Here is a 12464-nt window from a genome sequence, read left to right on the forward strand (position 1 = left end):
CAATCCAACGCACGTGGTGATGTCATGAGCAAGACACGCGCCTCCGGGCGTACCGTCGGCGGCCTGCGTTCGCTGTCGCTTCAGGCGCCCGCGGTCACGCTGCTGCTGCTGTGGATGCTGGTCCCGCTGGGTATGACCGTGTGGTTCTCGCTGCAGCGCTACAACCTGTTGATGCCCGGCATGGAGGGCTTTGCCGGCCTGGAGAATTACGAGTTCCTGTTCACCGACCCGGCGCTATGGCGGGCCATGGGCAACACCCTGCTGCTGGTGGGCTCGGTGCTGGCGATCACCGTCGCGGGCGGCGTGCTGCTCGCGGTGCTGTTCCAGCAGGAGTTTCCCGGCCGCGGCATCGCCCGGGTGCTGGCCATCTCGCCGTTCTTCGTCATGCCCACGGTGAGCGCGCTGGTATGGAAGAACATGATGATGCACCCCTCCAACGGGGTGCTGGCATGGTTAGCCGGCGTGTTCGGCCTGCCGGCGGTGGACTGGTTCTCGGCGCTGCCGCTGACCTCGATCATCATCATCGTAGCCTGGCAGTGGTTGCCGTTCGCGCTGCTGATCCTGCTCACCGCCATGCAGTCTCTCGACGAGGATCAGGTCGAGGCGGCACGCATGGACGGGGCGGGGCCGCTGTCCATCTTCTTCTACATCACGCTGCCGCACCTCAAGCGGGCCATCAGCGTGGTGATAATGATCGAGATGATCTTCCTGCTGACGATCTTCGCCGAGATCTATGTCACCACCTCCGGTGGGCCGGGGCTCGCCACCACCAACCTTGCCTTCCTGATCTACATCCAGGCATTGCTCGACTTCGACGTCGGCCTGGCCTCCGCGGGCGGGGTGGTCGCCATCATCCTGGCCAACATCGTCGCCATCTTCCTGGTCCGGCTGGTGGCCAGGAACCTGGAACATTGAGGCTAGGGAGGTACTCATGACCACTTACAAGACCAAGCAGGCCCTGCCGGCCGAAGGCCATCTGGCCAGTACTAACGCCGCCGGTGAGACGCGCGCCCGACACACGCCGCTGGTGCCCAGCGTCGGTGCACGGCGGGTCTGGCTGACGCTGCTTGGCTGGGGCATTGCGCTGATCATCTTCTTTCCCATCCTGTGGATGGTGCTGACCGGCTTCAAGAGCGAGGCCGAGGCGATCGCCGATCCCAGTCTGATCTTTACCCCGACGCTGGAGAGCTATGTCGCCGTGCAGGCGCGGGCGGACTACTTCAAGTTCGCCCTCAACAGCGTGGTGGTGGCCTTCGGCTCGACCCTGCTGGCGCTCGCCATTGCCATTCCCTCGGCCTATGCCATGGCCTTCCTGCCCACCAAGCGCACCAAGGGTACGCTGCTGTGGATGCTCTCCACCAAGATGCTGCCGCCGGTTGGTGTATTGGTGCCGATCTACCTGCTGTTCCGCGATTTCGGCCTGCTTGATACGCGTACCGGGCTGATCATCGTCTACACCCTGATGAACCTGCCGATCGTGGTGTGGATGCTCTACACCTTCTTCAAGGACCTGCCGCGGGACATTCTCGAAGCGGGGCGCATGGACGGTGCGAGCACCTTCCAGGAGGTGATCTATTTGCTGCTGCCACTGACTCTGCCGGGCATCGCCTCCACCGGGCTGCTGTCGGTCATCCTGAGCTGGAACGAGGCGTTCTGGAGTCTCAACCTGACCTCCTCCAGCGCCGCTCCGCTCACCGCCTACATCGCGTCGTTCTCGAGCCCCGAGGGGCTGTTCTGGGCCAAGCTCTCCGCGGCCTCCACCATGGCCATCGCCCCGATCCTGGTGTTCGGCTGGCTCACCCAGAAACAGATGGTACGCGGCCTCACCTTCGGCGCCGTCAAGTAACGAGGTATCCCATGGCAACGCTACAACTTCACAACATCGTCAAGCGCTTCGAAGGCACCGAGGTGATCAAGGGCGTCGACCTGGAGGTCAACGACCGCGAGTTCGTGGTCTTCGTCGGCCCCTCCGGTTGCGGCAAGTCGACCCTGCTGCGCATGATCGCCGGTCTCGAGAGTGCCACCAGCGGCGACATCATGATCGACGGCAAGCGCATCAACGAGGTCGGTCCCGCCGAGCGCGGCCTGGCGATGGTGTTCCAGAGCTATGCGCTTTACCCGCACATGACTGTCGAGGACAACATGGGCTTCAGCCTGAAGCTCGCCGGGGTGCCCAAGGAGGAGCGTCGGCGCAAGGTGCGCGAGGCGGCCGCGATCCTGCAGCTCGAGCCGCTGCTCGAACGCAAGCCCAAGGCGCTCTCGGGCGGGCAACGCCAGCGCGTGGCCATCGGCCGCGCCATCGTGCGCAATCCCAGCATCTTCCTGTTCGACGAGCCGCTCTCCAACCTCGATGCGGCGCTGCGGGTGCAGATGCGCATCGAGCTGGCGCGCCTGCACGAAGAGCTCGACGCCACCATGATCTACGTCACCCACGACCAGATCGAAGCCATGACCATGGCCGACAAGATCGTCGTGCTGCAGGGCGGCGTGGTCGAGCAGGTGGGCTCGCCAATGGAGCTCTATCACCATCCGCGCAACCGCTTCGTGGCCGGTTTCATCGGTTCGCCGAAGATGAACTTCCTGATGGTGGAGCGCGTCGACGCGGGGCCCGATGGCGTCGAGGTGCGTCTGCCCGACGGAGCGACCTGTACGGTGCCGGTCGACGGCAGTGCTCTGACCGATGATTCGCTGACGCTCGGCATCCGTCCCGAACACCTGCAGCTCGAGCCCGAAGGACCGCTCTCGGGGCGCATCGAGGTGATCGAGCGTCTCGGCGGGGTGACCTCGCTCTACGTGCGCATGCAGGACACCCTGGTTACCGTGAGCGCCGACGGTGGCGTCGAGAGCCGGGTCGGCGACACCCTGCGCTTCGGCTTCGATCGCGCCTGCGCCCATCTTTTCGATGCCGAGGACTTGGCTCTGCCCAGCCTGTCTCGCCATCCCCTGGCCGGGCTCAACCGCCAGGATCATCGCGCCCCGTCCGTGGCGGGCGGCCAATGAGCGTAACGGGCATGGAGACACTGATCTTCGACTGCGATGGCGTGCTGGTGGACAGCGAGATCGTCGCCGAGGCCACGCTGGTCCAGCAGCTCGGCGAGCTGCTGCCGGACATTCCCGAGGACGTCGCCGTGCGCCAGGCGCTGGGCATGACCACCGCGGCAATCCTCGCGCAGCTGGAGCGGCAGAGCGTTCATCGGCTGCCGGCGGATGCGCTGGAGCGCATCGACGGTGCCATTGAGGCGCGCCTGGCCGAAGAGCTGCGTGCCGTCGAGGGGGTGGCGGAAACGCTGGCGCGGATCGAGCTGCCGCTGGCCATCGTCTCCAACAGCCGTCGCCGGCGGGTGCTCGCCTCGCTGGCCGTCACCGGACTCGACGCCCGGCTGGGTGAGGTGCCGCTGTTCACCGCCGACGAGGTCGAGCGGCCCAAGCCGGCTCCCGACCTCTACCTGCTGGCGGCTCGTCGGATGGGCCGGGCGCCGGGCGACTGCCTGGTTGTCGAGGACAGCGTTTCCGGCGTCACCGCTGCCCACGCCGCCGGCATGACGGTGATCGGCTTCACCGGCGCCAGCCATATCGAGGCGGGGCACGCCGAGCGGTTGCATCAGGCCGGGGCGTGGCGGGTGCTGCCGGCCATGCACGGTCTGGAGGCCTTGATCCAGCAGTGGCGCGAGCAACGACGCACCGGAGCGAAGGTAGCCACCAGCGAAACCAACGAGGAAAATCCGAGATGAAACTGCAGGACAAGGTGGCGGTAATCACCGGCGGCGCGCGCGGCATCGGCCTGGCCATCGCCGAGCGCTATCTCGCCGAAGGGGCACGGGTCGCCGTGGCCGACATCGACGTGGCGGCAGTGGAGGAGGCCGTGGCCGGCCTGCGTCCGCTGGGCGCCGATCGCGTCATGGGCGTGCGCCTGGACGTCTGCGATGTCGACACCATCCAGGCGATGGTCCAGGCGGTCACCCAGCACCTCGGTGCCATCGACATCCTGGTCAACAACGCCGCGGTATTCGACATGGCCCCGGTGCTCGAGGTCAGTGAAGGCAGTTTCGACCGTCAGTTCGCCGTCAACACCAAGGGTCTGTTCTTCACCCTTCAGGCGGTGGCCCGGCACATGGTGGCGCGTGGCGAGGGCGGGGCGATCATCAACATGGCCTCCCAGGCTGGGCGGCGTGGCGAGGCACTGGTGAGTACCTACTGCGCCACCAAGGCCGCAGTGATCAGCCTGACCCAGTCCTGCGCGCTCGACCTGATTCGCTACGGCATCCGGGTCAACGGCATCGCCCCCGGGGTGGTCGACACGCCGATGTGGGATGAGGTGGATGCGCTGTTCGCCCGCTACGAGAACCGCCCGCTGGGCGAGAAGAAGCGTCTGGTCGGCGAGGCAGTGCCCTACGGGCGCATGGGCAAGCCGGAGGATCACGCCGGCGCGGCGGTATTCCTCGCCTCGGACGATAGTGAGTACGTGGTCGCTCAAACCCTAAACGTCGATGGAGGCAACTGGATGAGCTAGGCGTATTCGAAAACTGGCTGCGTTTGCTCGCCGCCTTTCCGAACACGCCTGATGCCTGCGCTTTGAGTAGGAAAAGAACAATGAATCCAAACATTCACGATATGGCGGTGCGTTTACTGGAGGCCGCCGAGAACCGGCAGCGCTTCATCGTCGCCCTGGCCGGGCCGCCGGGGGCGGGCAAGTCGTTCCTCTCCGAGTGGCTGTGCCGCGAGCTCAACGAGCGGGTGCCCGGCATCGCCGCGGTGGTGCCGATGGACGGCTATCACCTCGACAACGCCATCCTCGAGCCGCTGGGACAGCTTTCGATCAAGGGCGCGCCGGAGACCTTCGATCCCGATGGGTTGAAGCATGACCTGGAGCGCATTCGTCGCGCCGACAGGAGCGTGGCGGTGCCGGTGTTCGACCGCCCGCTGGATCTGGCCCGGGCCGGTGGGCGGCTGATCACCCTCGGGCACCGCATCGTCATCGTCGAGGGCAACTACCTGCTGCTCGACCGCGATCCGTGGCGCGAACTCCACCCGCTGTTCGACATTACCCTGCTGCTCGAGGTGGCTGACGAAGTACTCGAGGCACGCCTGATCCAGCGCTGGCTGGGCATGGGCCAGGAGCAGGAAGGCGCCGTCGACAAGGCGCGAAACAAGGACATGCTCAATGCCCGACTGATCAAGCGCGAGTCCATCGCCCCGGACCTCTACTGGCGCTAACCCGCAACACACCCGGGACGCCACCCATTTTCGTCATTGCCGCTCGCGGCAAGGAGTGCCCTCATGCCTGCTCTCAGCAATGCCTCGCTCTCTAACCTCGATCCGCGTGTGGCCGTGCCGCGCTACGACCGCCGGGCGTTGAAGCCGGGAATCGTGCATATCGGCGTCGGCGGTTTTCATCGTGCTCACCAGGCCATGTACCTCGACGAGCTGATGCGCCGCGGTCAGGCGCTCGACTGGGGCATCGTCGGTGTCGGCGTGATGCCCGGCGACCGGCGCATGCGCGAGGTGCTCTCAGCGCAGGATCATCTCTATACCTTGGTGGTGAAGCATCCCGGCGGGGATCGCGAGCCGCGGGTGATTGGTGCCATGCTCGACTACCTGTTCGCCGCTGACGATCCCGAGGCGGTCATCGAGCGCATGGCCGATCCCGCCATCCGCATCGTCTCGCTGACCGTGACCGAAGGGGGCTACAACTTCCATCCCGTCAGCGGCGAGTTTGACCTCGACAACCGCGACGTCCAGCACGACCTGGCCAATCCCGCGGCACCGCGTAGCGCATTCGGCCTGGTGATCGAGGCCTTGGTGCGACGGCGCGAGCGCGGCCTGGCACCGTTCACGATCATGTCCTGCGACAACATTCAGGGTAACGGCGACGTGGCCAGGCGCATGTTCGCCGCCTTTGCCCGGGCCCGAGATCCGGCGCTGGGCGAGTGGGTGGAGGCCAAGGTGGCCTTCCCCAATGCCATGGTCGATCGCATCACGCCGGTCACCCAGCCGGCGGATATCGAGGAGCTGGCCAGCGAGTTCGGCATCGAGGATGCCTGGCCGGTGGTGTGCGAGCCCTTTACCCAGTGGGTGCTGGAGGATCATTTCACCTGCGGCCGACCGGCATTCGAGCAGGTCGGCGTACAATTGGTCGAAGACGTGGTGCCCTATGAGCTAATGAAGCTGCGTCTGCTCAACGCCAGTCATCAGGCGCTGTGCTACTTCGGTTACCTGGCGGGCTATCGCTACGCCCACGAAGTGTGTCGCGATCCGCTGTTCGTCGACTTCCTGCTCGGCTACATGCGTCACGAGGGCAGTCCGACCCTGGCGCCGGTGCCCGGCGTGGATCTCGAGCAGTACCGCCAGACCCTGATCGAGCGCTTCGCCAACCCCGAGATCAAGGACACCCTGGCGCGACTGTGCGCCGAGAGTTCCGACCGCATTCCCAAGTGGCTGGTGCCGGTGATACGCGAGCAGCTCGAAGCGGGCGGCGAGATTCGCCGCAGCGCCGCGGTGGTGGCGAGCTGGGCGCGCTACGCCGAGGGCATCGACGAGCAGCGTGAGCCCATAGTCGTGGTCGACCGTCTCAAGGACGAGCTGATGGCGCTGGCCGCCGTGAATCGCAGCCGGCCTACCGCCTTCATCGACAACCGTGAGCTGTTCGGCGACCTGGTCGAGCACGAGCGCTTCCGCGACGCCTACCTGAGCACCTTGCGTAGCCTGCACGAATACGGTGCGCGCGCTACCCTTGAAGCTCTGACCGGGGAGCAAGGGCAAGGAGCGAAGTGATGTACATCGGGGTGGACTGCGGGACCCAGAGCACCAAAGTGGTGGTGGTCGACATCGACGGCGAGGCGATCCTCGCCGAGGCGAGTCGTCCGCACCGTCTGGTGGAGGGAGCGAACGGGCGTCGCGAGCAGCAGCCGGAGGAGTGGATCGAGGCCTTCCGTGGCGCCTTCGAAGAGGCCGTGAGCCGGGCCGGTATCGCACCCCGCACGGTGCGGGCCATCGGTGTGTCCGGCCAGCAGCACGGCATGGTGGCGCTGGATGCCGCTGGGCGCCCGGTGTATCCCGCCAAGCTGTGGTGCGACACCGAGACGGCGGCACACAACGCGGCCCTGGTCGATCGCCTGGGCGGCGCGTCGGGTTGTCTCGAGAAGCTCGGCCTGGTGCTGCAGACCGGCTACACCGCGTCCAAGCTCGCCTGGTTGCGCGATACCAACCCCGAGGCCTACCGCCGAATCGATACCGTGCTGCTGCCCCACGACTACCTCAACTACTGGCTCACCGGCGAGAGGGTGGCGGAGGCGGGCGATGCCTCCGGCACCGGCTACTTCGATACCCGCTCGCGGCAGTGGTGCCGTGACGTTTTCACCGAGATCGCTCCGGAGCTCGACCCCGCGCGCGTGCTGCCGCGTCTGATCGACTCCCGCGAACCCGCCGGCACACTGCGCCCGGCGGTGGCCCTCGAGCTGGGGCTGGGCGAGGGCGTGCTGGTAGCGAGCGGGGGAGGCGACAACATGCTCGGCGCCATCGGTACCGGCAACATTGCGCCCGGCATCGTCACCCTGAGCTTGGGTACCTCGGGCACCGTGTGTGCCTATTCGCCCGACCCGGTGCGCGCCGAGAGCGACATGGTCGCCAACTTCTGCGCCAGCCATGGAGGCTGGCTGCCGCTGATCTGCACCATGAACGTGACCTCGGCCAGCACCCTGGTACGCGAGCTGTTCGCTCTCGACCTGGCCGCCTTCGGCGAGCGCCTGGCCGCTGCGCCGATCGGTGCCGAGGGCGTGACGGTGCTGCCGTTCTTCAACGGCGAGCGGGTGCCGGCACTGCCGCACGCCACGGCCAGCTTCCTGGGGCTCGACAGCCGCAACCTGACCCAGGCCAACCTGTGCCGGGCGGTGGTGGAGAGCGCCACCTTCGGCCTGCGCTATGGCCTCGAACTGCTCGGACCGCTGGCCGCCGGGGCGAGCCAGATCCGCCTGATCGGCGGCGGCGCCAATAGCCCTTTATGGCGCCAGATGGTTGCCGACGTGACCGCGACCCAGGTGATCTGCCCCCAGGTAACCGACGCCGCCGCGCTGGGTGCGGCGCTGCAGGCGGCCTGGTGCGAGCGGCGTGACTTCTCGCTGGCAGCGCTGTGCGAACGCCTGGTGCACCTCGACGAAGCTTCGCTGGCCGAACCCAAGGCGACCAGCGTGCGGGCCTACGAGACGGTCTACGCCCGTTATCGCGAGGCGCTGTCGGCCCAGCACGGCCTTCCGGCCTGAGCCCCTTCATGCGCAACCACAGCCTACGGAGCATTCTTCATGACGACACGACTCGACGCCCTCAAGCGCCATTCACTGGTGGTCGCCGACACCGGTGACCTCGAGGCCATTCGGCGCTACCGGCCCCAGGATGCCACCACCAACCCCTCGCTGCTGCTCAAGGCTTTCGACCTGCCGGGCTATCAGGCGCTGATCGACGAGGAGCTTGCCGCGGTCAAGGCCGAAGCCGGCGACTTGTCGTCACGGGTCGAGCGCGCCGTGGACCGCCTGGCCGTGGCCAAGGGTGCGGAGATTACCAAATTCGTCCCCGGCCGGGTCTCTACCGAGGTTGCTGCCAAGCTCTCCTTCGACAGCGAGGCGAGCGTGCGCAAGGCCCATGAGCTCATCGAACTGTACGAGCGGCGCGGCATCGGTCGCGAGCGTGTGCTGATCAAGCTGGCCTCGACCTGGGAGGGCATACGCGCCGCCGAGCGACTCGAGCGGGAGGGTATCAACTGCAACCTCACGCTGCTGTTCAGCGATGCCCAGGCCCAGGCCTGCTTCGATGCTGGTGTCTTCTTGATTTCGCCGTTCGTGGGCCGGGTCACCGACTGGTACAAGAAGGAGACCGGCAGGGAGTACGCTGCCGAAGAAGATCCGGGCGTGCTTTTCGTGCGCAGCGTGTGCGAGCGTGCCGGTCGTGGCGGCTATGACACCGTGGTGATGGGAGCGAGCTTTCGCACCAGCGGCCAGGTACTGGCGCTGGCCGGCTGCCATAGGCTGACTATCTCACCGACCCTACTCGAGGAATTGGCGAACGAGGAGGGCGACGTCGAGAAGCGGGTGGTCTTTCCGGCCCCCGGCGAGCGCCCTGTGCCGCTCACCGAGCCTGGGTTCCGCTGGCAGCACAACCAGGACGCCATGGCCAATGACAAGCTGGCCGAAGGCATCCGCCGCTTCGCCGAGGACCAGGAGCAGCTCGAGCGGCGCATTGCGGAGCGGCTGGGCTGATCACAACGCTTTCCCTTGTCCATGATCTAGATCAGGGTTTCGGCTTCCGGGCTGCAACCCTATCCGTTTGCGACACTATTCTTGGTTCCGGCGACGGCCCGAACCACTCTCTCGAAGGAGACTTAGGGGCATTGCAAGAATCTCATGGAGAGTAGTCACTTGTATTCGGTGTTTTTTGGTTTTTAACTCCGGGAATTGGCCTTATTTCAGGTTATTATTGCTTTTTTTTAGCTTGCTGCGTCGCATTGACCGCTTTTTTCGGCTCAGTACATATTGGCCTGCCAACCACAACAACCGAGAGAGCCAAGATGTTTGCGACCCGCAAGTTCCTGCCACGCCTTAGCGCTCTGACTCTCGGGGCCTGCCTGGTAGGCAGCGCCCTGGCCGCCGAAGCCGCCACTCTGCGCCTGGCCACCGACTCCGGTACCCAGGGCTCGCCGGCCGGCGATACCCTCGACGAGTGGAGCCGACTGATCGAGGAGAAGTCGGGCGGAGAGCTCGAGGTCGAGGTCTATTACCAGAACGAGCTGGGCGGCCAGCAGGAGGTCTTCGACCTGCTGGTGGCCGGCGGCATCGACATGATGCTCAGTTGGCCTATGACCTCCTACGACAAGCGCATCGGGGTCATCTATACCCCCTACATGACGCTCTCCTGGGACGAGGCCATCGAGGCCTACGGCCCGGGTGGCTGGGTCAACGAGCTGCTCGGCGGCATCTTCGCCGACATCGGCCTGAAGTTCTTCGGTCCTTGGCCCGAGGGTTTCAACGGCGTGGCCTCCCGGGGCGAGTACGCGCTCAGCGTCGAGGAGGCCGATGGCCTGACGGTGCGCACCATGACCGTCTTCCCGGCTCCGCAGACCATGCAGGCGCTGGGCTACCAGACCGCCGCCATCGACTGGGGCGAGGTCTACACCGCCCTGCAGACCGGCGTGGTGGACGGCGAGGCGGGCAACGTCATCTACTGGCCCTACGAGTACTTCAACGACACCCTGGACTACTACGTCCACACCAAACACTTCTTCATGACCGGCATCCTGACCATGAACATGGACTCCTACGAGCGCCTGAGCGAGGCGCACCAAGAGGTGGTCAGCGAGGCGGCCCGCGAGGTCATGGAGCAGCAGTTCGTCGACGCCCGCGAGCGCGACGAGCACTACATCGCCAAGGCTCAGGAAGACGGCATGGAGTACTTCGCCCTGCCCGAGGAGACCCTCGAGGACTTCGCCCGCCGTGCCCGCGAGCAGGTCTGGCCGCTCATGGAGGAGGAGCTGGGTACCGAAATCATGGACACCATCCGCGCCAACGCCACCCCGCTGTGACGTTCTCCTGCTGAACCCTGACGCCGGCCCGTCTCCCGGGTCGGCGTCACCGTTGTGAGGGCCCTCTCATGCAACCCTTCTTCAAGGCCCTGGACGAGAAGGTCGGCTGGCTGCTCAACGCCGTCGCCTTCGTGACGAGCCTGCTCGTCGTCGGGCTGATGCTCTTCCTGATCCTGGCACGCTACGTCTTCGGCTGGTCGCTGGTCGGCACCCTGGAGCTGGTCATGCTCGCCGGCATGTGGCTCTACATGACCGGTGCGCTGATCGCCAGCCGGCGTGGCGAACACCTGGTGGTGGACTTTCTCGAACTGCAGCTGCGCGACGTGCGCCTCAAGGCACTGCATAAGACCCTGGTAGCGGTGATCGTGGCCATCATCAGCGCCTGCTTTGTCGACTGGGCCCAGCGCATGCTGGCCTGGGGCATCGAGCGGCCCCAGCACACCCCCGAGCTGTCGATCCCGCTGTGGGTCTCCCAGGCGGCCATCATGCTCGCCAGCGTCGGCTGCTTCTGCTACGCACTGCGCGATGTCTGGCAGGGGATCGCGGCACTGCGCGATGCCCGCCCGGGCTATGCGATGTCCGGGGAGGAGTCGTGATGGAAGGCTTGTTCGCGATCCTGCTGCTGCTGCTCCTGATGGGACTGGGCGTGCCCGTCGCCTGGTCCTTTGCCGGGGTGCTGGCCTACCTGGCCATGGCCTACGACGCCAACCTCGACACCCTGATGATGCAGGGCTTCCGCTCGGTGGATTCGGTGATCCTGATCGCCCTGCCGCTGTTCGTGCTGACGGGTTACCTGATGCAGAGCGGCGGCATCGCCAGCCGCCTGGTGACCTTCATCGAGACCTTGGTCGGCAAGCGCCGTGGGGGAATGGGTGCCTCCATGGTGCTGGCCTCCGGAGTGTTCGGGGCCATCGCCGGTACCGCCACTGCGGCGGTGGCCTCCATCGGCACCATCATGATCGGCCCGCTGGAGCAGCGCGGCTATCCTCGCGGCTACTCCTCGGCGCTGCTCGGCATCTCCTCGCTGCTGGGCATCCTGATTCCGCCTTCCATCACCATGATCCTCTTCGCGGTGGTGACGCGACAGTCGGTGGCGGCGCTGTTCGCGGCCACGGTGGGGCCGGCATTGCTGCTGATCGCCGGGCTCATACTAGCCAACCGCTTTGCTGCGGGACGGCTCTTCCAGGAGGTTGCCAGCGAGGGACTGGCCAACGGCCAGGCACCCTCCAAGGGGCGGGCCACCTGGCGGGCGTTGCCGGCGCTGAGCCTGCCGTTCATTATCCTGGGTGGCATCTACGGCGGCGTCTTCACGCCCACCGAGGCGGCGGCCGTGGCGGCCTTCGCGGCCATCGTCATCGGCTTTCTGGTCTACCGCGACCAGTCGCTCAAGCACTTCTCGCGCAGCGTGATTGCCGCCTCGGAGACCACCGGCTCGATCATCCTGATCCTGCTGTTCTCCTTCATGATCGGCCGCATCCTGGCCTTCGAGCGCGTGCCACAGGACCTCACCGAACTGATCACCACCCTGATCCAGAACCCCTTGCTGATCCTGATCGCGGTGAATGTCTTCCTGATTGTGGCCGGCGCCATCCTCGACGACGTCTCGGTGACGGTGGTCGTGGCTCCGCTGTTTTTGCCGCTGATGGTGGATACCGGCATTCATCCGGTGCACTTCGGCGCCATCGTCGCTTGCTCGGTGGTGATCGGTGCCAACAGCCCGCCGGTGGCGCCGATCCTCTACATGGCCTGTCGCATCGGTCGGGTATCGATCCACAAGACCTTCGCGCCGGCGCTGCAGCTGATCGCCTTCGTGGGTATCCCGGTGATGCTGATCACCACCTTCGTGCCCGAGCTGTCGCTGTTCCTGCCGCGTCTGCTGGGCTTCCTCTAGGTCGGTCGC

At 66.0% G+C, this 12464-nt stretch carries 12 protein-coding genes; all 12 read left to right on the plus strand.

The features are described from left to right. Positions 1 to 24: 24 nt before the first annotated feature. Positions 25 to 915, plus strand: a complete 891-nt coding sequence (locus tag HNO53_RS06990; protein WP_209477314.1) for a carbohydrate ABC transporter permease — start codon at positions 25 to 27, stop codon at positions 913 to 915. 16 nt (positions 916 to 931) lie between these two features. Then, on the plus strand, positions 932 to 1846 hold the full coding sequence (locus HNO53_RS06995) for a carbohydrate ABC transporter permease (protein ID WP_240549295.1): 915 nt from the start codon (positions 932 to 934) through the stop codon (positions 1844 to 1846). Positions 1847 to 1857: 11 nt separating this feature from the next. Further along, the gene (locus tag HNO53_RS07000) at positions 1858 to 3000 is read left to right on the plus strand and encodes an ABC transporter ATP-binding protein (protein WP_209477316.1); all 1143 of its coding nucleotides are present in this window, start codon (positions 1858 to 1860) and stop codon (positions 2998 to 3000) included. Between the two features lie 11 nt (positions 3001 to 3011). After that, a complete protein-coding gene (locus HNO53_RS07005; protein ID WP_209477318.1) occupies positions 3012 to 3731 on the plus strand; it encodes an HAD family hydrolase in 720 nt (239 codons plus the stop codon). Beyond that, complete coding sequence (locus HNO53_RS07010; RefSeq protein ID WP_209477320.1) at positions 3728 to 4510, plus strand: L-iditol 2-dehydrogenase; 783 nt, start codon at positions 3728 to 3730, stop codon at positions 4508 to 4510. Before HNO53_RS07005 ends, HNO53_RS07010 begins: the two co-directional genes overlap by 4 nt. Before the next feature lie 80 nt (positions 4511 to 4590). Beyond that, on the plus strand, positions 4591 to 5214 hold the full coding sequence (locus HNO53_RS07015) for a nucleoside triphosphate hydrolase (RefSeq protein ID WP_209477322.1): 624 nt from the start codon (positions 4591 to 4593) through the stop codon (positions 5212 to 5214). A gap of 63 nt (positions 5215 to 5277) precedes the next feature. Next, positions 5278 to 6771, plus strand: coding sequence for a mannitol dehydrogenase family protein (locus HNO53_RS07020; RefSeq protein WP_209477324.1), 1494 nt, complete (start codon positions 5278 to 5280; stop codon positions 6769 to 6771). Continuing rightward, on the plus strand, positions 6771 to 8255 hold the full coding sequence (xylB, locus tag HNO53_RS07025; protein ID WP_209477325.1) for a xylulokinase: 1485 nt from the start codon (positions 6771 to 6773) through the stop codon (positions 8253 to 8255). Before HNO53_RS07020 ends, xylB begins: the two co-directional genes overlap by 1 nt. Before the next feature lie 39 nt (positions 8256 to 8294). Then, positions 8295 to 9245 carry a transaldolase gene (gene tal / locus HNO53_RS07030; RefSeq protein ID WP_209477334.1) on the plus strand — a complete coding sequence of 317 codons (951 nt, stop codon included), beginning with the start codon at positions 8295 to 8297 and terminating at the stop codon, positions 9243 to 9245. 308 nt (positions 9246 to 9553) lie between these two features. Further along, complete coding sequence (gene dctP / locus HNO53_RS07035) at positions 9554 to 10564, plus strand: TRAP transporter substrate-binding protein DctP (RefSeq protein ID WP_209477336.1); 1011 nt, start codon at positions 9554 to 9556, stop codon at positions 10562 to 10564. 68 nt (positions 10565 to 10632) lie between these two features. Then, on the plus strand, positions 10633 to 11160 hold the full coding sequence (locus tag HNO53_RS07040; RefSeq protein WP_209477338.1) for a TRAP transporter small permease: 528 nt from the start codon (positions 10633 to 10635) through the stop codon (positions 11158 to 11160). Further along, positions 11160 to 12455: a TRAP transporter large permease gene (locus tag HNO53_RS07045; RefSeq protein ID WP_209477340.1), complete on the plus strand. Its 1296-nt coding sequence runs from the start codon at positions 11160 to 11162 to the stop codon at positions 12453 to 12455. The genes HNO53_RS07040 and HNO53_RS07045 overlap by 1 nt, the downstream gene beginning before the upstream one ends. Positions 12456 to 12464 lie beyond the last annotated feature (9 nt).

The organism is Billgrantia antri (genome assembly GCF_017868935.1).
GTDB lineage: Bacteria > Pseudomonadota > Gammaproteobacteria > Pseudomonadales > Halomonadaceae > Halomonas > Halomonas antri.